Below are 25,456 nucleotides of genomic sequence, written 5' to 3' on the forward strand. Positions count from 1 at the left end.
GCCCATGCCGCTTTCGCTTCTCGTCCTCGCTTTGTCCGCGTTTGCCATCGGCACCACGGAATTCGTCATCATGGGTCTGCTGCCAGACGTCGCCGCCGACCTCGGCGTGAGCATTCCCGGCGCCGGCTGGCTGGTCACCGGCTACGCCCTGGGCGTGGCCATCGGCGCGCCGTTCATGGCCATGGTTACCTCGAACTGGCCGCGCAAGGCCGCCCTGCTGGCGCTGATGGGCATCTTCATCCTCGGCAACCTGCTCTGCGCCACGGCCGGCGACTACGAACTGCTGATGATTGCCCGGGTGGTCACCGCCCTCTGCCACGGCGCCTTCTTCGGTATCGGCTCGGTGGTCGCCGCCAGCCTGGTACCGGAAAACCGCAAGGCTTCGGCGGTGGCGCTGATGTTCACCGGCCTGACCCTGGCCAACGTGCTCGGCGTACCGCTGGGCACCGCCCTCGGTCAATACGCCGGCTGGCGCTCGACCTTCTGGGCGGTGACGGCCATCGGCGTGCTGGCCCTGATCGGCCTGTGGCGCGTGCTGCCGGCCAAGCGCGACGAACAGCCGGCCGACCTGCGCAGCGAGCTGGCGGCCCTGCGTGGCCTCGGTTTCTGGCTGGCGCTGTCCACCACCGTACTGTTCTCCGCCGCAGTATTCGCCCTGTTCACCTACATCGCCCCATTGCTAGGCGAAGTCACCGGCGTGTCGCCCAGCGGCATCACCTGGAGCCTGTTGCTGATCGGTCTCGGCCTGACTCTGGGCAACCTGCTCGGCGGCAAGCTGGCCGACTGGCGCCTGGCGACCACCCTGTGTGGCGTGTTCATCGCCCTAGCGCTGCTCTCCAGCCTGTTCAGCTGGACCAGCCAGGCGCTGATCCCGGCCGAGATCACCCTGTTCCTCTGGGCCACCGCCGCCTTCGCCGCCGTGCCGGCGCTGCAGATCAACGTGATGACCTTCGGCCAGGCCGCGCCCAACCTGGTCTCGACCCTGAATATCGGCGCCTTCAACCTGGGCAACGCCCTCGGCGCCTGGATCGGTGGCCTGGTCATCAGCCAGGGCCTGGGCCTGAGCAGCGTGCCACTGGCCGCCGCGGTGCTGGCTGGCCTGGCCCTGCTCGCCACCCTGCTGACCTTCTCTGTCGGCAACGCCTCTGGCGCTGCCATCGCCGTCCCCAACTGACCCACCTGCGGAGATCCATCCCATGCCCACACTCTTCGACCCCATCCAGATCGGCGATCTCGAACTGCCGAACCGCATCATCATGGCCCCGCTGACCCGTTGCCGCGCCGACGCCGGCCGCGTGCCCAACGCGCTGATGGCCGAGTACTACGTGCAGCGCGCCTCGGCCGGGCTGATCATCAGCGAGGCCACCTCGGTCATGCCGATGGGCGTCGGCTACCCGGACACCCCCGGCATCTGGTCGGACGCTCAGGTGCGTGGCTGGCACAACGTGACCAGCGCCGTGCATGCCCACGGCGGGCGCATCGTCCTGCAGCTGTGGCACGTCGGGCGCATCTCCGACCCGCTGTACCTGGACGGCGAGCTGCCGGTGGCGCCGAGCGCGATCAAACCGGCCGGGCATGTCAGCCTGGTGCGACCGATCAAGGACTTTGTCACCCCGCGCGCCCTGGAAACCGAGGAAATCGCCGAGATCGTCGAGGCCTATCGCAGCGCGGCGGAAAACGCCAAGGCCGCCGGTTTCGACGGGGTGGAAATCCACGCGGCCAACGGCTACCTGCTCGACCAGTTCCTCCAGGACAGCACCAACCAGCGCAGCGACCAGTACGGTGGCAGCCTGGAGAACCGCGCGCGTCTGCTGCTGGAAGTCACCGACGCAATACTCAGCGTCTGGGAGCCCGGCCGTGTCGGCGTGCACCTGTCACCGCGTGCAGACCTGCACGACATGGGCGACGGCAACCGTGCCGAGACCTTCGGCTATGTCGCGCGCGAACTGGGCAAACGCCAGATCGCCTTTATCTGCGCCCGCGAACGGATCGACGACGACAGCCTGACCCCGCAGCTCAAGGAGGCTTTCGGCGGCGTGTTCATCGCCAACGAGCGCTTCACCAAGGCCCAGGCCAACAGCTGGTTGGCCGAGGGCAAGGCCGATGCGGTGGCGTTTGGCGTGCCCTATATCGCCAACCCGGACCTGGTCGAGCGCCTGGCCAGCGACGCGCCACTGAACGAGGCGCGTCCGGAGCTGTTCTACGCCCAGGGCCCGGCGGGCTATATCGACTACCCGCGGCTGTGATGGCCGACTGAAACGGAGGAGCCCGTCGATGCGGTAATGCTGTTCACTTAAGGAGAACGCCGCCTTCCTCCTGGAAAGCGGCGTTTTTCTTTGCGACAAATGCAACGGCCATGCAACGAGATAATGACTGTCTGGCAACACGGACAGTCCCCTCTCCCACTTGTGGGAGAGGGTTAGGGAGAGGGGCGCACTTGACCACTACAAGTGGCCTGCCCAACCCTCTCCCCCGGCCCCTCTCCCGTGAACGGGAGAGGGGAGCAAAGAGCTTAAGTCGTAGCCCGGATGCAATCCGGGAAGCAGGCCGCTCCGCTCCCGGATTGCATCCGGGCTACCACGGTGATCTCCGACTGAAACGAAAAACCCCGCAATCGCGGGGCTTTTTCATGCAGCGAACATTCAGCGGGCATTGATCTGCTGCTGCAGATTCTGCACCTGAGACTGCAGGGTGCTGATGTTGCGGGTCATCTGCGCGCGGAAGGCATCGAACTCAGCGGTGTTCTGAGTCGGCGCCGGGCGGTTGTCCAGCTCGCTGCGCAGCACCAGCAGATCCTGCTCCAGACGGCCGATGGCCTGGCTCGGGTTGCCCTGTTTCTTCAGTGCCTCGATATCGCCACTCAGGCTCTTCAGCTGGCCTTCCAGCTTGCCAACACCGGCCAGGCCGCTCTTCTGTTCGCTGGCCAGCTTGTCCAGCTGACTGTTGAACTGACCGGTAACCGTCTTCTGGCTCTTCAGCTCAGTGGCCAGTTGCTCGATGCGCTTGCCCTGCCCTGTCTGCTGGACAGCGACGTTCTGCTGCGACTTGCCCAGCTCGGCCAGCTTGTTCTCCAGCTGTTTGACCCGCAGCTTGAGCTGCTCGCTATCGGTGGTGACGCTGGACTCGGTGGCCACCACCTTGCCGGAGATATCCTGGATACGCCCGGCGGCATCTTCGCTGATCTTGACGAAGCTCTCCTGGGTCGCCACCAGTTGCTGCTCCATCAGCGAGATCTGCTGCAGGCTCCACCAACTGAGCGCACCGAGGGCGATGGCCAGGGCGCCGACCAGCGCCCACAACGCGCCGGTGCCGCCGGAAGACTTGGCCGGCGCAGGCTGGGCGCGCCCCTGGTGGGGCTGGGCATGATCGGCTGGCGCCGCATGCACCGGTGCGAAATCGTCCTGGTGACGTCCTCCGGTGGTCAGGCTGGGGATATGGTCGAGTTCGTCGCGAGCATCGTTGCGCATGGGTAAACCTTCAGGGAAAAGCACGGCGGCAAGAAAACACAGCCGGCAGTATACCGGTTACTCGACCCGCCTTCAGCGTCGCGCCAGACGAGTGCAACCTGCACCAGCCACGGGCAGTTGCAAGCACCAGACAACGTGACAAGCCGCACAGTTCGTGGCGTTGCGCAGCTGGTACGGCCCTTGCTAATGCTTCAAGCGTGATGGGGGAAAACAGCCACCGGCTAACCGACTGGCAAGGTTCAACTGTTTGGGGGAAGTGCCATGGAACTCAACAAGGCCGTACTGGACTGCATGCAGGCGCTACGCCGCCGCATACGCGACGAACTCTCTGTAGATATCCGTCTTAGCCAGCCGGACGCGGTGGAAGCCATGCTGATGGCCTGCCTACGCTCCTCCGATCAGGAAACCCGCAACCTGGGCATCCGCCTGGCGGAAATGAGCGACTTCCAGAGCCAGGCCAAAGCCAGCGAACCGAGCGTTCCGGCCCAGCAATACCGAGGCCATGTGCGCTCCATCGACAGCGTCGCGCCCGTCGCCGCCGCAGCCCCGGTGGCGCGCGAAGAAGAAGCGTCACGTGGCTCGGTGCGCATGTATCGCGGCCAGCGCGTCTACGCCTGAGAACCTGCTTAGGTCCTGATGACTGGACGAGCCTGACGCCACGCGCTACAAGCTAGGCAGACAGCTCCCCGTCACAGGAGACCGCAATGAATTCACACCCGGCCTGGCTCGACTGCCTCGATGCACAGCCGCCCGCCTTGTTCGAAGCCGCCCTGTGCATCGCCGCCGAACACGATGCACAGCTGCAGCCTGCCGCGATCCTGCGTGACTTCGCCAATCTGCGCCAACAGGTGCAGGCCGGGCTGCCCAACCTGCCCGCCGGCGAGCTGGCCCAGCCGCTGCTGCGGCGCCTCAACGAGCTGGATTTCCACGAAGACGATGACCTGCCCACTCGCCCCCATGCCGCCCTGCTGCACCGGGTGTTGCAGCGCCGCCGTGGGCAACCGCTGTCGCTGGCGCTGATCGCCCTGGAGCTGGCCCGGCAACTGGAGATTCCGCTGCAGGCGGTGAATTTCCCCGGCCACCTGCTGCTGCGCGTGCCCGGCGCCGACCACCTACTCGACCCCTGCAGCGGACGCCGTCTGTACCCGCGGGACTGCCGTGAACTGCTGCAGCGCGTGGCTGGCCCAGCCGCCGAACTGAATGCCGGCCATCTGCTGACCTGTGACGCCCGCGGCCTGCTGCTGCGCCTGTCGCGCAACCTGTGCCATCTGCATGGCGCCGCCGGCGAGCCCCTGGCTGCGCTCAAGGATGCCGAACGGGTGCTGCAACTGGCGCCACCGAATGTCGCCGACCACCTGGTACGAGCGATGATCTACCGCGAACTGGACTGCCCGCAGGCCGAGCGTTTCGACCTGGAACGCGCCCTGCTGCTATGCGACGACGCCCAGGAAAGCCTGCGCCTGAGCCAGCGCCTGCACGAGCTAGAGCGCGCGCCGGCCTTGCACTGAAGAGGGTCTGGACAACCCGAAAAACTCTCGGCTTAATCGGCACGCCCCCAACACAATAACAACATTAGGGACGTCCACGATGCGCAAGCTCATATTGCTGTGCCTGCTATGTTTTTCATCGCTGCTAAACGCCGCCCCCGGCGTCTTCCCCGACTCCACCTTCAACAACCTCGACTACGGTCTGTACTGGTTCGGCTATGGCGACACCTGGCAGAAAGCCGTGCCAGGGCAGAGCAACGCCTACTACGGCGCCAGCAAACCCACGGTGATCTACATCCATGGTTGGCAAAACGGTACGACCGCACGCAAGGACCGCGAAACCTTCAACCGTGAGGGTGCCGGTGGCCCGGCGCTGGACCTGGCCGACTCCTGGCTGCGAGCGGGCTACAACGTCGGCGTGCTGTACTGGAACCAGTTCGCCGACGAGGGCGAAGTCACCGATGCCGAAGCCAAGATCTGGAGCGCCACTGGCCCGCGCGCCATGCGCTGGCGCAACAGCAGCGGGGTGTATGCCAGCGGCCCGACCCAGTCAGTCGGCGACCTGCTGTTCAAGAGCTACAAGGACAATCTGGCCGGCTACAGCGGCAGCAACATCCGCATCCTTGGCCACTCCCTGGGTAACCAGGTGGCCATCGTCCTGAGCAAGAAGATCAGCGATGCGGTCACGGCCGGCACCGTCAACAGCAAGCTGCTGCCCAAGCGGGTCGCGCTGCTCGACCCCTTCTACTCCAATAACGCCAAGAGCTGGCTCGGCAACCAGTGGACCGGCGCGGTCAGCCGCAGCTATGTCAGCGCGCTGAAGGGCAAGGGCGTGATTTTCGAGGCCTACCGTACCTCGGCCGTTACCAGCACCATCTTCGTCGGCGATGCCAACGCCGGGCTGATGAACATGACTGCCTTCAGCGAGCTCAAGCCCTGGTACTTCAACTCCGTACAGATCACCGAGAAGCACAATGCCGCGGTCTGGCATTACCTCTGGTCCTTCAGCTTCAATCCACCCCTGGTGACCGGCACCAGTAACCAGGCCGCATCGGCCAAGACCTCTGACAGCCGCATCACCACCCTGATGAATGGCACGCAGAAGCTGGTGCATGACCAGGGCGCCTACACCAAGGAACCCTCGGACGATAACTTCAAGCTGCAAGCACGCTAGGTTCTGCTGCCGCTTCGTTCGCGAGCCGTGAACGAAGCGGCAACAAACCCAGGGAGTTGACCGCAGCCCGATCCAGGGCAATCAGGTCTGCGGTTTGCCGAAATCCCCGTGCCGGCCCGCTCCCGCGCTGAAGCGCTGGGCACCGGCACGGGTCTCGCCACTCGCCACCACCGCCATGCCGCCACGAAACTCCGCATGCAGCGCCGCATCCAGCGGCAGTTGCCACTGGCCATAGACACTGGCGCGGTCGGCGAGCATGCACAGCTGGGGAAACTCTGCGATCTGTGCGGCCAGCTGCTCGGCCACGGCACGCGCACTGCCACTCGACACCACGCGATTGACCAGGCCCATCTGCAAGGCCTCCTCGGCCATCACGGCACGTCCGGTAAGGATCAGGTCGAGCGCCCGGCCCTGACCGACGATGCGCGGCAGGCGCACCGTGCCGCCATCGATCAAGGGCACGCCGAAGCGCCGGCAGAACACGCCGAGCACGGCATCCTCCGCCATCACCCGCAGGTCGGCGAGCAGCGCCAACTCCAGGCCGCCGGCTACCGCATGGCCCTCGATGGCGGCGATCAGCGGTTTGCTCAGCAGCATGCGACTCGGCCCCATGGGCCCGTCGCCCTCCTCCTGCAGTCGATTGCTCCGCTCGTCCCCTGCCGCCACCGCAGCCAGGTCGGCGCCGGCGCAGAAGGTGCCGCCAGCGCCGGTGAGCACCGCCACCCGCGCCGAGTCGTCGCGCTCAAACTCACGCAGCGCGGCGGTCAGGGCATCGGCAGTCGGCCGGTCGACGGCGTTGCGCACTTCGGGGCGATTGAGGATCAGGCTGGTGACCGGGCCGTGCTTCTCGACCAGAACATTCATGGCGACGTCGCTCCTGCAGGACTCGCAGCACCATAAAACAAAAAGCAGCCGAGGAAGCGGAGTTTACGAGCTGTAAATGAGCATGACTCGTTTCACTCGCCCTTCGGGTCGCGCTAAAGCGCGTTAGCGGCAAGCCGCTTTCCGAGGCTGCTTTTAACGCGGTATGGCCGACGGCCAGGAGGTCGTAAACAGGTTCTTAACCCAGCTTCATGTACTTCTGCAAATTGGCCATCATCTCGCGCAGCGCGGTGACGTTGTCATCCGGATGCACGGCCCCCTCGAAGTCGCCAATCTGTTTCCAGTGACCGACCACGTCTTCCGGGCTGAAACCCGCCTTGGGATCGAAACCGGCGCCCAGGCTGCGCTCCCAGCGCACCTTGCCGATCCAGCCGCCGCCAACTTCGTAGAGGCCGCCGCTGTCCTGGCACTGCTCGCTGCCGAGGAACACCACCAGCGGGCTGACCAGTTCCGGCCTGAGCTGGTCGAATACCTGCGGCGGGATCAGGCCTTCGGTCATGCGCGTACCGCCGGTAGGGGCGATGGCGTTGACCAGCACGTTGTTCTTGCGCCCTTCGATGGCCAGGGTGCGGGTCAGGCCATACAGGCCGAGCTTGGCCATGCCGTAGTTGGACTGGCCGAAGTTGCCGTAGATGCCTGAGGTGGACGCGGTGAAGATCACCCGGCCGAAGTTCTGCTCGCGCAGGTGCGGCCAGGCGGCGTGGGTGACCTTGTAGGCGCCCTCGACGTGGACCTTGTAGACCAGGTCCCAGTCGGCGTCTTCCATCTTGACGAAAGACTTGTCGCGCAGGATGCCGGCGTTGTTGACCACCACGTCGATGCGCCCGAAGGCATCCAGGGCGTTCTGCACGATCTTGCCGCCATCCGTCACCGAGTCATGGTTGGCCACGGCGGTGCCGCCGGCCGCGCGGATCTCGGCCACCACCTTGTCCGCCGCCGAGGCATTGGCGCCTTCGCCGTGGGCGCTGCCGCCCAGGTCGTTGACCACCACGCGCGCGCCATGCTTGGCGAACAGCAGGGCGTGGGCCCGACCGAGGCCACCACCGGCGCCAGTGACGATCACGACCTTGTCTTCGAAACGGATGGCTTCGCTCATGAAACAGCTACCTCGGCAGGTGGAAAAGACTTCGAGTGTCCAGCAGGTGCTGGCACTCGGCAATCATCTGCGGTGCGACTGAATGGTGGGCGATAAGGCAGCAGGATAATCACAACCCACAAAGATCAGGCAGATTGATCCACCACGCGAATCAGGCTCAGGTGGTTATACAGGTGCAGCACATGGGCCTGGGTGTACTCGGCATGGCTGAGCGCACCGTAGGCGAAGTGCGGCTGCAGTTCGCCACTGTGGGCGGCAAAGCGCACCAGTGCCGCCTGCAGGCGGGCGATGGCAGCCACGCTGCTGGCCGGTTCGAGTAGCGGGGCGGCGCCGGGAATCACTTCATCGAGCGGGTGGCGCATGGCGCCACGGGCGCTGAACACGCTGAAGGCCAGCGGCCCGACGCTGTGGCGGAACCAGGCCGGTTTGAGCTGCGGGTAACCATCCATGGAGTACTCGACACTCTGTGCACAGTGGTTGAACACCTCGTTCGGACTCCAGCCCTTGAGGCTGCTCAGTTCGCGGCTGGCCAGCCCGACCAGCGCCTGCTGCGCGCCCTCCAGCGTCAGTGCGGCCGGCGCCACGCCGGTGGGCAACGCCCAGAATCCCGCCCCCAGAACCGCCGCACCGCCCACGGCGGCCCCCTTCAAGACAGTACGTCGCTGCATGTTTTGGCCTCCAGCCAGTCACGGAACTGCAGATAGTGAGCGAGCACCTCTGCGGGTGCCTCGGTCTGCGGATAGTGGCCGATCTGCTCCAGCAACACGGTGTCGGCGTTCGCAATCAGCTCGCGGTAGCGCGCCACCATGTGCGCTCCGGAAATCGGGTCGAGTGCGCCATCGATCACCCGCAGCGGCACCCCACCCTTTTGCATGGCCGCCACCCAGCGTTCGCGCTGCTGGCGGCGCTCGGGCATGTAGCGGATCAGCCGGTGCATCACCGCCGGGCCGTCGTTGTGCGCGATCAGGTTCCAGAAAGCATCCAACTCCCGCTCGCTGGGCGGGGTGTGCGGGCCGAACACCTTGTTCAGGTTGGCCTTCAGCTTGCTGCGCGAGAACAGCTTGCCGAGCAGCGGCCCCAGCGGGCTGAGCAGCAACTTCTGCATCAGCACCGGACGGTGGGTTTCCGGAAACAGCCCGCCATTGAGGAACACACAGCTGGCCAGCTGGATGCGCCCCTCGTGGTGCCGTGCCAGCAGCTCCTGAGCCACGCTGTCGCCGTAATCGTGGGCCAGCACATGCACGGGGCCGGCGATGCCCAGTTGGGCCAGCAGCGCCTGCTGCAGGTCGGCCTGCTCCAGCAGGCTGTAGGCATGCCCGCGCGGCTTGGCCGAGTAGCCGAAGCCGAGCATATCGCAGGCGATCACCCGGTAACGCTGCGCCAGCGCCTGCCACAGGTAGTGCCAGTCCCAACTGGCGGTGGGGAAACCATGAATCAGCAGCAGCGGTTCGGCATCCACTGCCCCCGCCACCCAGTAGCGAATGGAGTGGCCCTTGAAGGTGAAACCCTGCCCCTGCGCCCGCCATTCATCCAGGGCGATGCCTGGCAGCGCCATCACGCGGCGTAGCCCGGCATCTGCGCATCGAGCTTGCGCAGCAAGGCCGGCCAGGCCAGCTGGCCACCCATTCCCTGCGGAGTCTTCATCACCCCGGCGACCATGGCCTTGGCGCCCGCGAGGATCTGCTGCGGAATATGGATCAGCTCGGCACCGCCGCTCTGCGCCATGATCTGCGCCTCGCAGGCGCGCTGCAGGGTGAACATCATCAGGAAGGTGTCAGCGATGCTGCCGCCGGCGGTGAGCAGGCCGTGGTTGGGCAGGATCATGAAGTTCTTGTCGCCCAGGTCGGCCTGCAGGCGGGCCTTCTCGTCATGGTTCAGGGCCACGCCCTCATAGCCGTGATAAGCCAGGCTGGAGAGGACGAACAGCGACTGCTGCGACAGCGGCAGCAGGCCCTGCTTCTGCGCGGACACGGCGATGCCCGCCGGGGTGTGGATATGCAGCACGCAGGCGACGTCGTGACGCACCTCATGCACCGCACTGTGGATGGTGTAACCGGCCGGATTGATATCGAACGGGCTGTCCATCAGCTTGTGGCCAGCCAGGTCGATCTTCACCAGGCTGGACGCGCTGATTTCGTGGAACATCAGGCCGAAAGGGTTGATCAGGAACTCTTCGGTGCCGGGAATCTTCGCCGAGATATGGGTGAAAATCAGGTCATCCCAGCCATACAGGGCGATCAGCCGGTAGCAGGCAGCCAGGTCGACGCGGGTCTGCCACTCGGCGGCGGAAACCTGGTCGCGCACATTCAGTTGGGGCAGGGCTTGGGCAGCGGTCATCGGGCAATCCTCGGCGAGTTGTTGTGCCGAGGAGTCTAGCGCTCACCGAGTGGCCGGCTAGTCGCCTTGTAGGCCAGCTTAGTGGCCTTAGCGGTCAGAGCAGTTCGGGGTAGTCCCGCGCCAGCAGCGGCCAGTCCTGCTGCGCCTGCACATCATCGGCGAGCAGGCGGAACCCCTCGAAACGGAACTCCGGCGCCACCGTGCAGCCGACCAGGCTGAAGGCGCCGAGGCTGCGCGCCGCCTGCCAGGCATGCGCAGGCACTACCCGTTGCGGCAACTGCCCCGCCGCCACCGGGCCCAGGCGCTCGACCTGTACCTGCTGCGGGGTTGCGGCGCTCAACAGCTGCAGCGGCTCGCCCTCGTGGAAGTGCCATAACTCGTCGGCATCCACCCGGTGCCAGCGGCTGACCGCGCCGGCCGGCAGCAGGAAGAGGATCGCGCTGGACGCCGCGCGGCCATCGGCCGACTGCTGCGCCGAGGTGAACAGGCGGCGGTAATAGCCGCCCTCCGGGTGGGCGACCAGCTGCAGCTCGCGGATCAGCTCGGCGGCGCGCGGGTGCATCAGGCGCGCAGGGCCGCGATCAGCTCGCCCAGCCAGGGCTCGGCGTCGTCTTCCGGGGTCACGCTCTCGCTGGCATCCAGGCGCAGCATCGGCAGCGCCTCGCGCATGCCCAGCTCGGCGAACAGCTCGCGCATCAGCTCGCCGCCACCGCAGAAGGTGTCGTAGCTGGAATCACCGAGGGCCAGCACGGCGAAGGGTTTGCCACTCCAGGCCGGAAAAACGTCACGGGTCTCGTAATAGAAGCCCTGCAGGTTACCCGGCAACTCGCCCATGCCGGTGGTCGAGGTCACCGCCAGCAACGCCTCGGGGGCACAGGCCTGCACCTCCGCCAGACTGGCTCCAGCCTTGTGCCAGGCCTCGAAACCAGCAGCATTGAGCAACTCGACGGCGCGACGGGCAACTTCTTCGGCGGCGCCGTAGACCGAGCCGGACAGAATGGCGATTTTCATGCAGAACTCCGAAACATGCTGATAAACGCCGGGCATTATGCCGCAAGTAGACAGCTCATCGGGATGGCATAGAATGCAGCCAATAGCGCACCCAGAGCCCATTCCATGATCAATGCCAAGCTGCTGCAACTGGTGATCGATGCCTCCAACGACGGCATCGTGGTCGCCGAACAGGAAGGCGACGACAACATCCTGATCTACGCCAACCCGGCCTTCGAGCGCCTGACCGGCTATGGCAGCGACGACATCCTCTATCAGGATTGCCGCTTCCTGCAGGGCAGCGACCGTGGCCAGCCTGGCCTGCAAGCCATTCGCGAGGCGATCCGCAGCCAGAAACCGTGCCGGCAGATCATCCGCAACTACCGCCGCGATGGCAGTGCCTTCTGGAACGAACTGTCGATTACCCCGGTGTTCAACGAAGGCGACCAGCTGACCTACTACATCGGCATCCAGAAGGATGTCAGTGAAGAAGTGGAAGCCAAGGAGCGGGTTCGGGAACTTGAGGCCGAAATCAGCCGTCTGAAGGACGAACTCGCGGCACTCAAGGCCTCCCACTGAGTCCAGTCCGGGCGCACGGCAGCGCCCTCTGAACCCAGCAGATCGACAGCCGGCAAGGCCCGAGCGGTCGGGGGCGCATTTTTTGCTTGCGATCAGCTAACTCATGCCCCATGGAGGGCAGCATGTCCGAGCAAAGCGCACTGTCCAGCGAAGAGCTGGATTTCCTCCGCCAGCTATTCAGCAGCCAGCTGATTGGTAAGCCCCTGCACATTCCCAGCTTCAAGGTCGATGGTGGGGCACTGGCCAATGCCCTGCTCAGCCGCCTGGGACGGCATGCGCAGCTGAGTCTGCAAGCGCGCATGGACAATTACAGCATGTCTTTCCCCCTGCAACTGGTGGAAGACGAAATGCACAGTCTGCAGCTGGAGATGGGCGCACCGAGCATCTACGAAGAGGGCGCCATCCGCCGACCATGGCGCTTGGTGCTGGACACGCCATGGGTTCTGCAGGACCAGGATGGTGCAGAAACTGGCCTGCTGGTGCACGAAGTGGCGCCTGACAGCCTGCTGATCGGGTCGCACGCTGATGCAGCCCTACCCGACAATTTCAGCCTCTGGCTGCCCCTGCCGGGGCTGGAGCCAATGCCAGTCAAGGCCCGGCGCATCCGTGCCAGCACCGGACAACGAGCGGCCTACAGCCTGCTGCTGCGCCATAGCGAACATAGCGAACGCATCCGCCAGTTCATCTTCGAGCAGTATCGCCAGCAGAACCCGCAATTGCAGGCAGTCAGCTGATACCCTGCACCACGCTTTCGATGAACTGCCATGACTGCCGGTCAAACTGCCAGTCGCCCTAGGCTGCAGCACGCTGACGATGAACTGCCATGACTGCCGGTCAAACTGCCAGTCGCCCTAGGCTGCACAGCAGGTTTCCGGTGCTGCCATAGGCCGAAGCAATCGATATCATGCTTTCAATCAATTATCAGATTGGCGCCACCGCCGTTAGGATGGCGCCATCAAATTACCAACCCCCCTAAGGAGTTCACTGATGAACCTCATCAACACCCAAGTTCAGCCTTTCAAAGCCAACGCTTTCCACAACGGCGAATTCATCGAAGTGACCGAGCAATCGCTGAAGGGCAAGTGGTCGGTGCTGATCTTCATGCCGGCAGCCTTCACCTTCAACTGCCCGACCGAAATCGAAGACGCCGCCAACAACTACGCCGAGTTCCAGAAGGCCGGTACCGAGGTGTACATCGTCACCACCGACACCCACTTCTCGCACAAGGTCTGGCACGAAACCTCCCCGGCCGTTGGCAAGGCTCAGTTCCCGCTGATCGGTGACCCGACCCACGCCCTGACCAACGCTTTCGGCGTGCACATCCCGGAAGAAGGCCTGGCCCTGCGTGGCACCTTCGTGATCAACCCGGAAGGCATGATCAAGACCGTGGAAATCCACTCCAACGAAATCGCTCGTGACGTATCGGAAACCCTGCGCAAGCTGAAAGCTGCCCAGTACACCGCCGCCAACCCGGGTCAGGTTTGCCCGGCCAAGTGGAAAGAAGGCGCAGCCACTCTGGCTCCGTCCCTGGACCTCGTAGGCAAGATCTAAGCCTCGACTCCAGCCATCTGCTTCGCCCTCTCGCGAGGGTGGAGTAGACGGTCAGTATCCGCGCTTCGCCGCTGCAACCCAGCCGCAAGTGCCCGAACGCCCGGGCGCGATCCGCCCGGGCGTTTGTTTGTCCGCAATTTGTATAAAAGGAACTTCGTCATGTTGGATGCCACGCTTAAAACCCAGTTGAAGGCCTACCTCGAAAAGGTCACCCAGCCGTTCGAAATCGTCGCTTCCCTCGATGACGGCGAAAAGTCCCAGGAACTGCTCGGACTGCTGCAAGACATCGTCGGCCTGACCGACAAGATCACCCTTAAGACCGACGGCAGCGATGCCCGCCGTCCGTCTTTCGCCCTGGTTCGCCCGGGCGCCGATATCGGCGTCAGCTTCGCCGGCATCCCCATGGGTCACGAGTTCACCTCGCTGGTGCTAGCCCTGCTGCAGGTCGGCGGCCACCCGTCCAAGCTGGACGCGGACACCATCGCCCAGATCCAGGCCATCGAAGGCAAATTCGAGTTCGAGACTTACTTCTCGCTGTCCTGCCAGAACTGCCCGGACGTGGTCCAGGCGCTGAACCTGATGGCCGTGCTCAACCCCAACATCCGCAACGTGTCGATCGACGGTGCGCTGTTCCAGGAAGAAGTCGAGCGCCGCCAGATCATGGCCGTGCCGAGCATCTACCTGAACGGTGAAGTGTTCGCCTCGGGCCGCATGGAAGTGAAGGAAATCCTCGCCAAGATCGACACCGGCGCCGCTAACCGCGACGCCGAGAAGATGAGTGCCAAGGCCGCCTTCGACGTGCTGGTCATCGGCGGCGGCCCGGCCGGCGCCGCGGCGGCCATCTATGCCGCACGCAAAGGCATCCGCACCGGTGTAGCGGCCGAGCGCTTTGGTGGCCAGGTGCTGGACACCATGGCCATCGAGAACTTCATCTCCGTTCAGGAGACCGAAGGGCCGAAGCTGGCCCGTGCCCTGGAAGAGCACGTCAAACAGTACGAAGTCGACATCATCAACCTGCAGCGCGCCACTGCCCTGATTCCGGCCAGCAGCGAGGGCGGTCTGCACGAGGTCAAGTTCGCCAGCGGTGCCAGCCTCAAGGCCAAGACCGTGATTCTCTCCACCGGCGCACGCTGGCGGGAGATGAACGTGCCGGGCGAACAGGATTACCGCAACAAGGGCGTGGCCTACTGCCCGCACTGCGACGGCCCGCTGTTCAAGGGCAAGCGCGTGGCGGTGATCGGCGGCGGCAACTCCGGTGTCGAGGCGGCCATCGACCTGGCCGGCATCGTCGCCCAGGTCACCCTGATCGAGTTCGACAGCCAGCTGCGTGCCGACGCCGTGCTGCAGAAGAAGCTGCACAGCCTGCCCAACGTCAAGGTGATCACCAGCGCCCTGACCACCGAGGTCAAAGGTGACGGGCAGAAGGTCAGTGGCCTGGTGTACAAGGATCGCAACAGCGATGAACTGCACACCGTCGAGCTGGAAGGCATCTTCGTGCAGATCGGCCTGCTGCCTAACTCCGACTGGCTGAAAGGCGTGGTGGAGCTGACCCCGCGTGGCGAGATCATCGTCGACGCCAAGGGTGGCACCAACATCCCCGGCGTGTTCGCTGCCGGCGACGTGACCACCGTGCCCTACAAGCAGATCGTCATCGCCGTGGGCGAAGGGGCCAAGGCCTCGCTGAGCGCCTTCGACCACCTGATCCGCAACAGCTGATCGCCGTAGCGCACAGACAGAGGGCCCTCCGGGGCCCTTTTTCATGGGCGCCGCAACAGGCAAACTGTCGCCCTCCCCCGCATCCGGTCCGCCCATGAATCCCGAAGACCTCCTCCTGCTGGTCACCCGCACCATGCCCTTCGGCAAGTACAAGGACCGCCTGCTCGCCGACCTGCCCGGCCACTACCTCAACTGGTTCGCCCGCGAAGGCTTCCCCAAGGGCGAGATCGGCCGCCTGCTGGCCTTGATGCAGGAGATCGACCACAACGGCCTCAAGCCACTGCTCGACCCGCTGCGCCAGCGCCGGGGCTGATCCAGCAATACCTCGGCATTTCCAGGCGCTATAACAGCGCGTCAGGCTTCATCCACAGTCACCTGGGGATTAGGGTTGGGCCTTTGCCAACCTGCCCGAGGACTTTCCCATGCACTCCTACTTCAGCCTGCAAGGCCGCACCGCCCTGGTTACCGGCGGCACCCGTGGCATCGGCCGGATGATCGCCCAGGGCTTCCTCGAAGCCGGCGCGCGAGTGTTCATCTGCGCCCGCGATGGCGCCGCCTGCATCCAGACAGCCGAGGAGCTTTCGGTGCATGGCGAATGCATCGGCCTGGCTGCCGACCTGTCCAGCGAGGAAGGCGCCAAGGCCCTGGCTGCCGAGCTGAGTGGCCGCCTCAGCCAACTTGATATCCTGGTCAACAACGCCGGCACCACCTGGGGCGGGCCGCTGGAAACCTACCCGGTGAAAGGCTGGGAGAAAGTCATGCAGCTCAACGTGACCTCGGTATTCAGCTGCATCCAGCAACTGCTGCCGCTGCTACGCAAGGCCGGCAACGCGCAGAGCCCGGCGCGGGTGATCAACATCGGCTCGGTGGCCGGCATCAGCTCATTCGGCGAACAGGCCTACGCCTACGGCCCGAGCAAGGCCGCGCTGCACCAGCTGTCGCGCATCCTGGCCAAGGAGCTGGTCAGCCAGCACATCAACGTCAACGTGATCGCCCCCGGGCGCTTCCCGAGCAAGATGACCAGACACATCGCCCAGGACGAAGCGGCCATGGCCGAAGACGTCGCCCATATCCCCATGCAGCGCTGGGGCCGCGAAGAGGAAATGGCCGCGCTGGCCATCAGCCTGGCCAGCGCGGCAGGCGCCTACATGACCGGCAACATCATTCCCATCGACGGCGGTTTCAGCCTGTGACGGCAGTAACCTGAGAGCCTGTCCCGGATCTCGCCCCCCTCTCCCACAAGTGGGAGAGGGGGGCGAGAGGGCATTGGTCCACTAACCCTCTCCCGTGAACAGTAGAGGGAGCAACAGCGATCCGCACCTGCCCCACACGCCGTGTCGGCATTGGCAAAAAGGATCGTGCACAGGTCCTGAGGCAATATGCCACGCGGCGCAGTGCGCTCCCGGCTCTTAGAGTTAGATCAGTAGCTTTTCTCCGGGAGCCAAGGAAATGGACGATGAAGACTCTGCACTCGCACGCGACTACCAGCTGATTCACCGGGAGGCGACGCTGCTGGCCGGCGGGCTCAGCGACCTGGCCCAGCGTGCCGCGGTCTACCACCACCTGTACGAGGACTCCGGCGGGCGCAATGTCTTCCCGCTGATCGCCGCCCACGGCGCGCTGTGGGGCGCCGGCTACTTCGCCCTGGGCATGCAGGTCGGCGCCCTGCTCTCCGCCCAGTACCTGCTCCAACCCACCGTGCGCCGCGACAAACTACGCCAGCTGCAGGCCTTCGCCGATGCCTTTCGCGACATCAACCGGCGGGTGTGCATCGAAGCCTACTGCGCCTATCACTTCAGCAAGCGGCATGGCCACACCCCGGGCGTCGAGGACTATATCCAGCCGGGCCTGCTGGCCGCGCTGAATCGCTGCCACCGGGCCCAGGCGCGGCACGAGCCGCTGCCACGGCCGGCACGCCGCGAACTGTTCGAGGCGTTCTTCCTCTGGGAACAGGCGTGCATAGTCGGGCCGGCCGTGGAGCAGGCGCTGGCCGCACTGGACTGGCCACTGATCCGCCAGGTGGCGCTGCGCCCACGCATCGAGTTCGCCTACTTCGCCAGCAGCCGGCAGATGAAGTTCGCCGATTTCGCCTCGACCCACGAACGCATCGAGAAAGGCCTGCGCGCCTACGAGCTGGCCGAGCGGGCCGGGCTGAACGAAGTGGAGGGAGCGCTACAGCGCTACGGCATCCTGCCGAGGGCCTTCTTCCGCGACTCGGCGCGCCATTTCAGCGAGCTGAAGCAGCACCTGGCGAGCAGCGCACTGGTCGGCACGAGTGCTCATGCCGGGTAGGCGAGTCCCTGGGCTCTAGCGAGCCGCGATGGAAGACGGGGTGAAAGCCTGGGACCAGCGGCCGCTCAGGCGTTCGCGCTGCCCTGGCGCCGCCTGCACCTGGAGCAGGCCGGCCTGCAGCGCCTGCTCGGCGCTCAGCTTGCCTTGCACCAGGGCCTGCAGCACGCCTTCGCCGGTGATGATGGCGTTGTCGTCGGCACCAGGGGCGGCGACGTGCAGGGTCACCCGCAGCTGCGCGCCGCTGCCGTCGAAATGCGCCCACAGCCCCGGTTCGACCAGCAGCAGGCTGAAGCTCTCGCCTGCGACTACGGGCGCGAGGGCGACGCGCAGCTTCTCCAGCATGCTCAGCGTACGGCGCATGCCGAAGCCGCCCGGCAGCAGCAACGGCGTGGCCAGCCGTTTGCTCTGGTAGGCCTGGTGCAGGGCCAGCGAAACGTCCAGCGACGCCGGATGGGCCAGCGCCAGGTCGAGCGCCAGCCCGTCATAGCTGCACGCCTGGGCCTCGCCGCACAACAGGAGCAGGCCCAGGCTCAGAGCCAGACGCTTGCGCCGCCGACCGGTTGCCATCGCTAGCGGCCCACCCAATGTGGCTCGCGCAGGTCGCGCTTGAGGATCTTGCCGGCCGCCGAGAGCGGCATCGCCTCGCGGAACTCCACGCTCTTCGGGCACTTGTAGCCGGCGATCTGCGCGCGGCAGTGCGCCTGCAGTTCCGCTGCGCCGACCTCGGCGCCCGGCTTGAGCACGACCGCCGCATGCACCGCCTCGCCCCAGGTGTCGTGGGGAATGCCGATCACCGCGCAGAGGGCGACCGCCGGATGGGTGGCCAGCACGTTCTCGACCTCGGCGGAGTACACGTTCTCGCCGCCGCTGATGATCATGTCCTTGACCCGGTCGACGATGAACAGGTGACCATCCTCGTCCATGTAGGCAGCATCGCCGGTGCACAGCCAGCCGTCCTTGAGCACCTTGGCGGTCTCCTCCGGCTTGTTCCAATAGCCCTGCATGACCGTCGGGCCGCTGACCAGCAGCTCGCCGATAGCACGGCGCGGCACCTGCTCACCCTGGCTGTCGACCACCTTCACCCACTGGCCGCACACAGGCCGGCCCACTGAGCGGTGCAGCCCGGCGGCACGCGCCTCGGCGCCGTGGTTGGCCGGCGGATTGAAGGACACCAGGCCGGTATTCTCAGTGAGGCCGTAGACCTGCATGAAATCGGCCTGTGGCAGCTGCGCCATGGCCTTGTCCAGCAGCGCCGAGCTGATCGGCGAGGCGCCGTAGAGAATGTGCCGCAGGCAACCGAGATCGAACTCGGCGAAGCGCGGGTGGACCAACAGCGCCTGCAGCATGGTCGGTACCAGCAGAGTCTCGTTGACCTGCTCGCGGCACAGCGTCTCCAGCAGTTCCACGGGCTCGAAGCCGGGGATGTAAACATTAGTGTCGCCGCTCACCACCCGCGCGTAGGCAACGGCCAGGCCGGCGATGTGGAACATCGGGGCGACGTTGAGGCCGACCAGCTTGGCCAGCGGCGCCTGTTCGGCCAGACGCAGCAGCACCGTGATCAGCAGCGCCGCATGCGACAGCATCACGCCCTTGGGCCGCCCGGTGGTACCGCCGGTGTACATGATCACCGCCAGATCATCGCCGCCGCTGCGGCTGTCCGCGATGGGTTCGGCGGACGCGAGCAGACGCTCCATACACAGGGCACCGGAAGGCGTCTGCGCCATGCCAGCGTGCAGCAGCATGGGCCGCCGCTCGACCCCGGCCAGAATGCCCGGCAGCAGCGGCAGATGCTGGTCATCGACCACTAGCAGCGTGGCGCCGCAATCGTCCAGGGAATAGGCGATCTCGGCGGCACTCCAGCGGGTGTTCACCGGATTGAGCACCGCGCCCAGCCACCAGCAGGCCAGCATGGCCTCCTGATAGTGGTCGGAGTTGACGGCCAGCACGGACACGCGCTCGCCCTTGGTGATGCCCAGGTTGTGCAGGCCGCCGGCCAGACGGGCGACGCGCTCGGCGGACTCCCGATACGTGCGCCGGCGCTCGCGAAAGACGGTGGCGGTGCGCTCGGGGTAGAGCTGCGCCGCGCGATGAAGTGCTTGAGTCAACTGCATAGGAAAATACCTTTAGCAAAGCGCCACCCGCTAACGGGCGGCGCACGCCTGTGTCAGGGAGTGACGATGTCGAACCAGAACTCGAACTTGTCGAGCAGGCCCATGAACTCGCCGAAAGCGGCGGGCCGGCCGTCGAACGTCAGTTCGCCGGAGGCGACCTTCTGCTCCAGGGTGGTGCGGCCCAGCTGGATGGCTTCCAGGGTGGTCTTGCTCATGGTCAGGCCGACATCGGCCTGGTCGCTGGCCTTGGGCTCGTAGGTCAGCACGCCGTTCTCCACGGTCAGCGCGTAGCTCTTGCCCAGGTCGCTGAAGTTGTAGTTGAGCACCAGCTTCTTGCCCGCGGCGCGTTCGCCGTTGAGGCGCACGGCCAGGTAGTCGAAGAGCATTTCCGGGGTCATGGCGCGGATCATGTCCGGGCTGGCGGTGACGGTGGCGACGCCCTGTGGCACGCCATTGCGCAGCTCGTAGGCACCCTGCAGGTACACCGAGCGCCACGGGCCGGATTCGGCCTGGTAGCCCAGCTGTTCCAGGCAGTCGGCCAGCAGGTTCTTGGCTTCGGCATTGTCCGGCTCGGCGAACACCACCTGCTTGGCGGCCTCGGCCACCCAGCGGTACTCACCCTTGGCGAAGTCGACCTTGGCCTTCTCCAACACCGCTGCCGCGCCGCCCATATATTCGACGTACTTCTTCGCCGCCGGCTGCGGCGGCAAGTTGTCCAGGTTGACCGGGTTGCCGTCGTACCAGCCCATGTAGCGCTGATAGACCGCCTTGGCGTTGTGCTTGAGGGTGCCGTAGTAGCCACGGGTCGGCCAGTTGCGCTGCAGTTCCGGCGGCAGCTTGATCGCCTCGGCGATCTCCTCGCCGGTCATGCCCTGGTTCATCATGCGCACGGTCTGGTCGTGGATGTACTTGTAGATGGCCTGCTGCTTCTTCAGGTAGTCGTCGACCTGCACCTGGCCCCAGACCGGCCAGTGGTGGCTCTGGAACTTGACCTCGACTGCGTCGCCGTACAGATCGCGGGTCTCGCCGATGAACTTCGACCACTGCAGCGCATCGCGCACCTGGGCACCGCGCAGGGTGAGGATGTTGTGCATCACGGCGGTGGTGTTCTCGGCCATCCACATGGCCTTGAACTGCGGCAGGTAGGTGTTCATCTCCGCCGGCGCCTCGGTGCCGGGGGTCATCTGGAACACCAGTTTGACGCCGTCGACCTCCAGCTCCTGGCCGGTGCTCCGGACGTGCTCGGTGGGCATGATCAGGGTGGTGGTGCCGGTCGAGACGGTCGGTGCCAGGCCGGCGTTGACGCCGCCCTGGGCATTGCGCGGCAACAGCGCGCCGAACATGTACACGCCGCGGCGGGCCATGGCGTTGCCGGCGATGACGTTTTCGCTGATGGCGTGTTCGTCGAAGCCCTCGGGGGCGATGATGCGCACCTTGCCGGCTTTCACGTCGGCCTCGTCGAGCATGCCGCGCACGCCGCCGAAGTGATCGATATGCGAGTGGCTGTAGACCACCGCCACCACCGGCTTGTTGCCCAGGTGCTGGCTGACCAGCTCATAGGCGGCCTTGGCGGTTTCCGTGGACAGCGCCGGATCGAAGACGATCCAGCCACTCTGGCCCTCGACGAAGGTGATGTTGGTGATGTCGTAGCCGCGCACCTGGTAGATGCCGTCGACGACCTTGAACAGACCGTACTCCATGTTCAGCTGGGCATGCCGCCACAGGCTCGGGTTGACGCTGGCCGGTGCCGGCAGGTCGTTCTGGATGAACGCCTTGTAGCTCTCCAGATCCCATACCACCTTGCCGTTGGCGTCCTTGATGGTCAGGGTTTCCGGCTTGGCGATGAAGCCGCGCTGGGCATTCTCGAAGTCCTGGCGGTCGGCGAACGGCAGGCGTTCCAGCACGGCCTGGTTGGCCGCGGCGGTGAACTCGGTGGCGGGCTTGGTCGGTTGCGGCGCGGCCTGGGCCACGGCAGCCACCAGCATCGCGCCAGCCACGCTGGCCGACAGCAGGCATTTCAATGGGTGCAGCATGTAGTGGGTCCTCATTGTTGTTATGGGTGTTCAGCAGCAAGGCCTCAGGCCTGGGCAATCCACTCGGCGGCGCGTTCGGCCAGCATGATGGTCGGTGCGTTGGTGTTGCCGCCGACCAGGGTCGGCATGATCGAGGCATCCACCACGCGCAGCCTGTCGATGCCGTGCACGCGCAGCTGGCCGTCGACCACCGCCATCTCGTCGCTGCCCATCTTGCAGGTGCCGATCGGGTGATAAATGGTGTCGGTGCGCTTGCGCAGCACCTCGATCAGCTGCTCGTCCTGGTACAGGCCTTCGCTGTACATGTCGCGCAGGCCGTAGCGCGCCAGCGGCTGCTGGGCGGCGATCTCCTGGGTCATGCGGTAGCCCTTGAGCAGGGTCTGCACGTCGTCGTCATGGCTCAGCAGGTTCGGGTCGATACGCGGCGCGCTGCTCGGGTCGGCGCTCGTCAGGCCCACGCTGCCCACGCTCTTGGGCCGCAGCACGCAGACGTGGCAGCTGTAGCCATGCCCCCAGTGCAGGGTGCGGTTGTGGTTGTCGACGATGGTGAACACCGAGTGCAGCTGGATGTCCGGCCGCGCCAGGCTCGGGTCGGTCTTGAGAAACGCCCCGCCCTCGCCGATGTTGCTGGCCAGCGGGCCGCTGCGCTTGGCCAGGTACTGCACCAGTGCCGAGCCCATCTTCACGCTGCCGCGCACGGAGTAGCCCATGAACGAGGTGTCGTCGCTCTTGTAGCAGAGCACTACGTCCGGGTGATCCTGCAGGTTCTGGCCGACCCCTGGCAGCTCGTGCTGTACGGCGATGCCCTGCGGCTTGAGTTCGGCCTCCGGGCCGATGCCGGAGAGCATCAGCAGCTGCGGGCTGCCGAACGTCCCGGCGCACAGCAGCACCTCCTTGTGCGCCAGAATCGCGGTGGACTGGTCCTTGATGCGCACCTGCACACCGCTGGCCTGCTTGCCCTGCAGCAGAATGCGCTCGACCAGGGCCCCAGTAATGACCGTGAGATTCTTGCGGCTCTGGCGGATCGGCTTGAGGAAGGCGGTCGCGGTGCTCCAGCGGCGGCCGTCGCGGATGGTCACGTCGTACTGGCCGACGCCCTGCTGCTCGGCGCCGTTGAAGTCCGTGTTCAGGCTGTGCCCGGCTTTGCGCCCGGCCTCGATAAAGGCCTCGGTCGCCACATGGGCCTCGGGGCGGCCGACATACAATTCGCCGTCGCCGCCATGGAAGTCGCAGGCGCCGCGGTGGTGCATCTCGCTCTTGCGGAAATACGGCAGCACATCGTTGAAGCCCCAGCCCTGGTTGCCCAGCTTGGCCCAGTCGTCGTAGTCGCTGTGGTGGCCGCGGATATAGATCATGCCGTTGATCGAGCTGCTGCCGCCGAGCACCTTGCCGCGCGGCTGGTAGCCCCGCCGCCCATCCAGGCCGGCCTGCGGCACGGTGTCGAAGGCCCAGTTGACGTGACGGGTGGGCAGAATGGCGGCCACACCTGCGGGGGCATGAATCAGCGGCGAGCGATCTTCCGGCCCGGCTTCCAGCAGGCACACGGAAACCGTCGGGTCGGCGCTCAGGCGGTTGGCCAGCACGCAGCCAGCCGAACCGGCGCCAACGATGATGTAGTCGAATTCCATGGGGGCTCCGGATGGGGGGGAAACCCTGGCATTCTTCGCCGGCCCGGGCGACATGGATTGATCTTTGCCGACAGATATTTGATTCTTGACGACATGGAGCCCTTAATCCGTACCACCTCCTTCGGCGGCTTCCGCGAGCTGCTCGCTCAGCTGGGGCAGGACCCGCTGCCCTTCCTGGCGCGTTTTCGCGTGCGCCCCGAGCTGCTCGACGACGAGGACGCGCGGGTGCCGTTCCGCGCGCTGGTGGGCCTGCTGGAGTGCGTGGCCGAGGAGCTGGACTGCCCCGACTTCGGTCTGCGCATGGCCGAGTACCAGAACCTCCATGTGCTCGGCCCGATCGCCCTGATCGCGCGTAACGCGACCAGCGCCGGCCATGCCCTGACCGAGATAGTGCGTTTCATCGGCTATCACAGCTCCGGTATCCACCTCGACCTGGATCGCAGCGATCCGCAGGCGCCGCGCCTGGTCATCGAGCTGCGCCTGCCCGGGGCGCAACGGCAGATGACCGAGCTGGCCCTGGGCGTGGCGCACAACACCATGCGGCTGCTCTGCGGCCCGGGTTTCGTCGCCCAGGCGGTGCAGCTGGCGGGCGCCAGCCCGCTGCCGGCGGCGCGCTACCGCCGCTACTTCGGCTGCGAGCTGTATAGCGGCCAGGCGTGCAATGCCCTGGTGGTCAGCGAGCAGCAGCTGAGCCAGCGCATCGAACGCCAGGACCCGGCCCTGCACCGTGCCCTGGTGCAGTACCTCAGCCAGGTTCACCAGCAGGGCCCCGCCGACCTGCCGGAGCGGGTGCGCCGCCTGGTGCTGCGCCTGTTGCCGACCCAGCAATGCCGCCTGCCGCTGATCGCCGAGCAGCTCGGCCTGCACGAACGGGCGCTACAGCGCCAGCTGGCCGAGCAGGGCCAGCGCTTCGATGAGCTGCTGGAGAGCATTCGCCGCGAACGCGCCGACTTCTACCTGGCCGAGCGCGACATCCCCCTGGCGCAGATCGCCGGCATGCTCGGCTACAGCGAGCAGAGCGTATTCAACCGCGCCTGCCGGCGCTGGTTTGCCATGACGCCCGGTGAGCGGCGGCGGCAGTTGCTGGAACAGCGGGCCAACCGCCGCGATTAGCGCGCAGCGGCTTTAGCAGCGCCGCCGCTGACCAGCCGCAACACCTGCCAGTAGCTCGGTGGCGGCGGTACATGGCCGCGTTCGCGCAGCATGCGGTGCATCAGCGGCAGGCGGAAGTACGGCACCGAGGCCATCAGGTGATGCTCGATATGGTAGTTGACCCGAATCGGCGCCACGCAGGCCCGGGCCAGCCAGCCGGCATGGGTGCTGCGGGTGTTGCGCAGCACATTGCGGCTGTCTTCCAGGGCGGCGTGTTCGGCCATCGAGCGGATGCGGATAAACAGCGGGAAGGGGGTGATGTAGGCCAGCACCCAGACGCCATACAACCAGGCCTCGCCGCAGGCCCAGAACAGGCCCAGCAGCACGCTGTTGCTGATCAGCATGCCGGCGGCATTGCGCAGCAGGTCCCGCGGATAGTCCCACCAGCGGCGGCCATCCTGCGGCAGGCGGCGAATGTCGCTGGTCAGCGACCAGCCGAGCACCCCGGCATCCATCAGCAGGCGGCCGATCAGAAACTTCAGCCCGGTGATGCCGGACAAATCGCGCAGGAACTTGCGCGCCAGCGAGGCGCGGGTGGTGGGCAAGCCGGCCACCAGACAGAGGTCCGGGTCCGCCTCGGTGGCGGTCTTGGCATGGTGCGTCAGGTGATAGGGGCGGTACTTGTGCAGCTCGTTCCAGATCGGCCGCGAGCACAGCCAGTCCACCAGCACGTCGTTGGCCCACTTGTTTTTGAACAGGGTGCCGTGGGCCGCATCGTGCTGCAGGATGCCCAGGCACAGCTGACGCCCGGCGATGATCACCAGGCCGACCAGCAGCGCCAGCAGGAAAGCCCACAGCGGCAGATGGTCACGGGCCGCAGCCAGGGCGGCGAAGGTCAGGGCCAGCACTGCCCAGGTCGAACCCACCGCCCAGGCACCCCAGGCGTCGGAGCGCGCGGCGAGCATCTTGATCTCGTCGCGGCTGAAGATGTCGCTGATCTTGGTTTTCTCGTTCATGTCGA

26 protein-coding genes are annotated in these 25,456 nt (G+C 65.8%); 13 read left to right on the forward strand and 13 right to left on the reverse strand.

All coding sequences use genetic code 11. From position 1 onward, the window contains the following. Nucleotides 1–4 precede the first annotated feature (4 nt). Together LRS11_RS21225 and LRS11_RS21230 are read left to right on the forward strand one after the other, a co-directional pair. Nucleotides 5–1,174, forward strand: coding sequence for an MFS transporter (locus LRS11_RS21225; protein ID WP_260494801.1), 1,170 nt, complete (start codon nt 5–7; stop codon nt 1,172–1,174). A gap of 22 nt (nt 1,175–1,196) precedes the next feature. After that, complete coding sequence (locus LRS11_RS21230; protein WP_260494802.1) at nt 1,197–2,246, forward strand: alkene reductase; 1,050 nt, start codon at nt 1,197–1,199, stop codon at nt 2,244–2,246. Between the two features lie 396 nt (nt 2,247–2,642). On the opposite strand, the gene LRS11_RS21235 is transcribed toward LRS11_RS21230, so the two are convergent. Then, the gene (locus LRS11_RS21235; RefSeq protein ID WP_260494803.1) at nt 2,643–3,467 is read right to left on the reverse strand and encodes an ATPase; all 825 of its coding nucleotides are present in this window, start codon (nt 3,465–3,467) and stop codon (nt 2,643–2,645) included. A 261-nt stretch (nt 3,468–3,728) separates the two neighbouring features. Between LRS11_RS21235 and LRS11_RS21240 the strand changes: the two genes are divergently transcribed. From LRS11_RS21240 to LRS11_RS21250, 3 genes are all read left to right on the forward strand, one after another. Further along, the gene (locus LRS11_RS21240) at nt 3,729–4,085 is read left to right on the forward strand and encodes a hypothetical protein (protein WP_260494804.1); all 357 of its coding nucleotides are present in this window, start codon (nt 3,729–3,731) and stop codon (nt 4,083–4,085) included. Between the two features lie 86 nt (nt 4,086–4,171). Next, complete coding sequence (locus LRS11_RS21245; RefSeq protein WP_260494805.1) at nt 4,172–4,975, forward strand: SirB1 family protein; 804 nt, start codon at nt 4,172–4,174, stop codon at nt 4,973–4,975. 79 nt (nt 4,976–5,054) lie between these two features. Next, complete coding sequence (locus LRS11_RS21250) at nt 5,055–6,128, forward strand: hypothetical protein (RefSeq protein WP_260494806.1); 1,074 nt, start codon at nt 5,055–5,057, stop codon at nt 6,126–6,128. A gap of 81 nt (nt 6,129–6,209) precedes the next feature. Here LRS11_RS21250 and LRS11_RS21255 read toward each other — a convergent pair whose 3' ends face one another. The 7 genes from LRS11_RS21255 to LRS11_RS21285 all read right to left on the reverse strand — a co-directional run bounded on the left by LRS11_RS21255 (nt 6,210) and on the right by LRS11_RS21285 (nt 11,454). Continuing rightward, nucleotides 6,210–6,992: a crotonase/enoyl-CoA hydratase family protein gene (locus LRS11_RS21255; protein ID WP_260494807.1), complete on the reverse strand. Its 783-nt coding sequence runs from the start codon at nt 6,990–6,992 to the stop codon at nt 6,210–6,212. Between the two features lie 196 nt (nt 6,993–7,188). Next, nucleotides 7,189–8,106 carry an SDR family oxidoreductase gene (locus LRS11_RS21260; RefSeq protein ID WP_260494808.1) on the reverse strand — a complete coding sequence of 306 codons (918 nt, stop codon included), beginning with the start codon at nt 8,104–8,106 and terminating at the stop codon, nt 7,189–7,191. 125 nt (nt 8,107–8,231) lie between these two features. Then, nucleotides 8,232–8,774, reverse strand: a complete 543-nt coding sequence (locus LRS11_RS21265) for a DUF1569 domain-containing protein (RefSeq protein ID WP_260494809.1) — start codon at nt 8,772–8,774, stop codon at nt 8,232–8,234. Then, nucleotides 8,753–9,661 carry an alpha/beta fold hydrolase gene (locus LRS11_RS21270; RefSeq protein ID WP_260496974.1) on the reverse strand — a complete coding sequence of 303 codons (909 nt, stop codon included), beginning with the start codon at nt 9,659–9,661 and terminating at the stop codon, nt 8,753–8,755. Before LRS11_RS21270 ends, LRS11_RS21265 begins: the two co-directional genes overlap by 22 nt. After that, complete coding sequence (locus LRS11_RS21275; protein ID WP_260494810.1) at nt 9,661–10,443, reverse strand: class II aldolase/adducin family protein; 783 nt, start codon at nt 10,441–10,443, stop codon at nt 9,661–9,663. The genes LRS11_RS21270 and LRS11_RS21275 overlap by 1 nt, the downstream gene beginning before the upstream one ends. A 94-nt stretch (nt 10,444–10,537) precedes the next feature. Next, nucleotides 10,538–11,005 carry a cupin domain-containing protein gene (locus tag LRS11_RS21280; protein WP_260494811.1) on the reverse strand — a complete coding sequence of 156 codons (468 nt, stop codon included), beginning with the start codon at nt 11,003–11,005 and terminating at the stop codon, nt 10,538–10,540. Then, the gene (locus tag LRS11_RS21285) at nt 11,005–11,454 is read right to left on the reverse strand and encodes a flavodoxin (RefSeq protein WP_260494812.1); all 450 of its coding nucleotides are present in this window, start codon (nt 11,452–11,454) and stop codon (nt 11,005–11,007) included. Before LRS11_RS21285 ends, LRS11_RS21280 begins: the two co-directional genes overlap by 1 nt. 105 nt (nt 11,455–11,559) lie before the next feature. Here LRS11_RS21285 and LRS11_RS21290 point away from each other — a divergent pair, with 105 nt between their 5' ends. The 7 genes from LRS11_RS21290 to LRS11_RS21320 all read left to right on the forward strand — a co-directional run bounded on the left by LRS11_RS21290 (nt 11,560) and on the right by LRS11_RS21320 (nt 17,571). After that, nucleotides 11,560–12,012 (forward strand): PAS domain-containing protein, encoded by a 453-nt coding sequence (locus LRS11_RS21290; protein ID WP_260494813.1) that lies wholly within the window; start codon nt 11,560–11,562, stop codon nt 12,010–12,012. Nucleotides 12,013–12,134: 122 nt separating this feature from the next. After that, the gene (locus LRS11_RS21295; RefSeq protein WP_260494814.1) at nt 12,135–12,746 is read left to right on the forward strand and encodes a PilZ domain-containing protein; all 612 of its coding nucleotides are present in this window, start codon (nt 12,135–12,137) and stop codon (nt 12,744–12,746) included. Between the two features lie 253 nt (nt 12,747–12,999). After that, the gene (gene ahpC / locus LRS11_RS21300) at nt 13,000–13,563 is read left to right on the forward strand and encodes an alkyl hydroperoxide reductase subunit C (protein WP_260494815.1); all 564 of its coding nucleotides are present in this window, start codon (nt 13,000–13,002) and stop codon (nt 13,561–13,563) included. A 159-nt stretch (nt 13,564–13,722) separates the two neighbouring features. Next, entirely contained in the window at nt 13,723–15,279 is a 1,557-nt protein-coding gene (gene ahpF / locus LRS11_RS21305) for an alkyl hydroperoxide reductase subunit F (RefSeq protein ID WP_260494816.1), read from the forward strand. A gap of 94 nt (nt 15,280–15,373) precedes the next feature. Then, the gene (locus LRS11_RS21310) at nt 15,374–15,592 is read left to right on the forward strand and encodes a DUF3820 family protein (RefSeq protein ID WP_260494817.1); all 219 of its coding nucleotides are present in this window, start codon (nt 15,374–15,376) and stop codon (nt 15,590–15,592) included. Between the two features lie 109 nt (nt 15,593–15,701). Beyond that, nucleotides 15,702–16,472, forward strand: a complete 771-nt coding sequence (locus LRS11_RS21315; protein WP_260494818.1) for an SDR family oxidoreductase — start codon at nt 15,702–15,704, stop codon at nt 16,470–16,472. A gap of 256 nt (nt 16,473–16,728) precedes the next feature. After that, nucleotides 16,729–17,571: a hypothetical protein gene (locus tag LRS11_RS21320; RefSeq protein WP_260494819.1), complete on the forward strand. Its 843-nt coding sequence runs from the start codon at nt 16,729–16,731 to the stop codon at nt 17,569–17,571. A gap of 15 nt (nt 17,572–17,586) precedes the next feature. On the opposite strand, the gene LRS11_RS21325 is transcribed toward LRS11_RS21320, so the two are convergent. Genes LRS11_RS21325 through LRS11_RS21340 form a run of 4 tightly spaced genes read right to left on the reverse strand, consistent with a single transcriptional unit; the run spans nt 17,587 to nt 23,343 of the window. After that, complete coding sequence (locus LRS11_RS21325) at nt 17,587–18,138, reverse strand: hypothetical protein (protein WP_260494820.1); 552 nt, start codon at nt 18,136–18,138, stop codon at nt 17,587–17,589. Nucleotides 18,139–18,140: 2 nt separating this feature from the next. Beyond that, the gene (locus LRS11_RS21330) at nt 18,141–19,682 is read right to left on the reverse strand and encodes a long-chain-fatty-acid--CoA ligase (RefSeq protein ID WP_260494821.1); all 1,542 of its coding nucleotides are present in this window, start codon (nt 19,680–19,682) and stop codon (nt 18,141–18,143) included. A 53-nt stretch (nt 19,683–19,735) separates the two neighbouring features. After that, nucleotides 19,736–21,715: an alkyl/aryl-sulfatase gene (locus LRS11_RS21335; RefSeq protein WP_260494822.1), complete on the reverse strand. Its 1,980-nt coding sequence runs from the start codon at nt 21,713–21,715 to the stop codon at nt 19,736–19,738. Nucleotides 21,716–21,759: 44 nt separating this feature from the next. Further along, nucleotides 21,760–23,343, reverse strand: coding sequence for a GMC family oxidoreductase (locus LRS11_RS21340; protein WP_260494823.1), 1,584 nt, complete (start codon nt 23,341–23,343; stop codon nt 21,760–21,762). Between the two features lie 93 nt (nt 23,344–23,436). Between LRS11_RS21340 and LRS11_RS21345 the strand changes: the two genes are divergently transcribed. Next, nucleotides 23,437–24,456 carry an AraC family transcriptional regulator gene (locus tag LRS11_RS21345; RefSeq protein WP_260494824.1) on the forward strand — a complete coding sequence of 340 codons (1,020 nt, stop codon included), beginning with the start codon at nt 23,437–23,439 and terminating at the stop codon, nt 24,454–24,456. Here LRS11_RS21345 and LRS11_RS21350 read toward each other — a convergent pair. Then, nucleotides 24,453–25,451, reverse strand: coding sequence for a fatty acid desaturase family protein (locus LRS11_RS21350; RefSeq protein WP_260494825.1), 999 nt, complete (start codon nt 25,449–25,451; stop codon nt 24,453–24,455). The two genes, LRS11_RS21345 and LRS11_RS21350, sit on opposite strands and share 4 nt — an antisense overlap. Nucleotides 25,452–25,456 lie beyond the last annotated feature (5 nt).

Source organism: Pseudomonas sp. J452 (assembly GCF_024666525.1).
Classification (GTDB): domain Bacteria; phylum Pseudomonadota; class Gammaproteobacteria; order Pseudomonadales; family Pseudomonadaceae; genus Aquipseudomonas.

Bases quoted from the DNA above. Each gene is read 5' to 3' on its own strand.
- LRS11_RS21280 (WP_260494811.1), bottom strand. From the start codon at position 11,005: ATGCACCCGCGCGCCGCCGAGCTGATCCGCGAGCTGCAGCTGGTCGCC.
- ahpF (WP_260494816.1), top strand. From the start codon at position 13,723: ATGTTGGATGCCACGCTTAAAACCCAGTTGAAGGCCTACCTCGAAAAG.
- LRS11_RS21310 (WP_260494817.1), top strand. From the start codon at position 15,374: ATGAATCCCGAAGACCTCCTCCTGCTGGTCACCCGCACCATGCCCTTC.
- LRS11_RS21260 (WP_260494808.1), bottom strand. From the start codon at position 8,106: ATGAGCGAAGCCATCCGTTTCGAAGACAAGGTCGTGATCGTCACTGGC.
- LRS11_RS21340 (WP_260494823.1), bottom strand. From the start codon at position 23,343: ATGGAATTCGACTACATCATCGTTGGCGCCGGTTCGGCTGGCTGCGTG.
- LRS11_RS21240 (WP_260494804.1), top strand. From the start codon at position 3,729: ATGGAACTCAACAAGGCCGTACTGGACTGCATGCAGGCGCTACGCCGC.
- LRS11_RS21325 (WP_260494820.1), bottom strand. From the start codon at position 18,138: ATGGCAACCGGTCGGCGGCGCAAGCGTCTGGCTCTGAGCCTGGGCCTG.
- LRS11_RS21345 (WP_260494824.1), top strand. From the start codon at position 23,437: ATGGAGCCCTTAATCCGTACCACCTCCTTCGGCGGCTTCCGCGAGCTG.
- LRS11_RS21350 (WP_260494825.1), bottom strand. From the start codon at position 25,451: ATGAACGAGAAAACCAAGATCAGCGACATCTTCAGCCGCGACGAGATC.
- LRS11_RS21250 (WP_260494806.1), top strand. From the start codon at position 5,055: ATGCGCAAGCTCATATTGCTGTGCCTGCTATGTTTTTCATCGCTGCTA.
- LRS11_RS21270 (WP_260496974.1), bottom strand. From the start codon at position 9,661: ATGGCGCTGCCAGGCATCGCCCTGGATGAATGGCGGGCGCAGGGGCAG.
- LRS11_RS21290 (WP_260494813.1), top strand. From the start codon at position 11,560: ATGATCAATGCCAAGCTGCTGCAACTGGTGATCGATGCCTCCAACGAC.
- LRS11_RS21275 (WP_260494810.1), bottom strand. From the start codon at position 10,443: ATGACCGCTGCCCAAGCCCTGCCCCAACTGAATGTGCGCGACCAGGTT.
- LRS11_RS21285 (WP_260494812.1), bottom strand. From the start codon at position 11,454: ATGAAAATCGCCATTCTGTCCGGCTCGGTCTACGGCGCCGCCGAAGAA.
- LRS11_RS21335 (WP_260494822.1), bottom strand. From the start codon at position 21,715: ATGCTGCACCCATTGAAATGCCTGCTGTCGGCCAGCGTGGCTGGCGCG.
- LRS11_RS21230 (WP_260494802.1), top strand. From the start codon at position 1,197: ATGCCCACACTCTTCGACCCCATCCAGATCGGCGATCTCGAACTGCCG.
- LRS11_RS21225 (WP_260494801.1), top strand. From the start codon at position 5: ATGCCGCTTTCGCTTCTCGTCCTCGCTTTGTCCGCGTTTGCCATCGGC.
- LRS11_RS21255 (WP_260494807.1), bottom strand. From the start codon at position 6,992: ATGAATGTTCTGGTCGAGAAGCACGGCCCGGTCACCAGCCTGATCCTC.
- LRS11_RS21245 (WP_260494805.1), top strand. From the start codon at position 4,172: ATGAATTCACACCCGGCCTGGCTCGACTGCCTCGATGCACAGCCGCCC.
- LRS11_RS21265 (WP_260494809.1), bottom strand. From the start codon at position 8,774: ATGCAGCGACGTACTGTCTTGAAGGGGGCCGCCGTGGGCGGTGCGGCG.
- LRS11_RS21315 (WP_260494818.1), top strand. From the start codon at position 15,702: ATGCACTCCTACTTCAGCCTGCAAGGCCGCACCGCCCTGGTTACCGGC.
- LRS11_RS21235 (WP_260494803.1), bottom strand. From the start codon at position 3,467: ATGCGCAACGATGCTCGCGACGAACTCGACCATATCCCCAGCCTGACC.
- LRS11_RS21295 (WP_260494814.1), top strand. From the start codon at position 12,135: ATGTCCGAGCAAAGCGCACTGTCCAGCGAAGAGCTGGATTTCCTCCGC.
- LRS11_RS21330 (WP_260494821.1), bottom strand. From the start codon at position 19,682: ATGCAGTTGACTCAAGCACTTCATCGCGCGGCGCAGCTCTACCCCGAG.
- ahpC (WP_260494815.1), top strand. From the start codon at position 13,000: ATGAACCTCATCAACACCCAAGTTCAGCCTTTCAAAGCCAACGCTTTC.
- LRS11_RS21320 (WP_260494819.1), top strand. From the start codon at position 16,729: ATGGACGATGAAGACTCTGCACTCGCACGCGACTACCAGCTGATTCAC.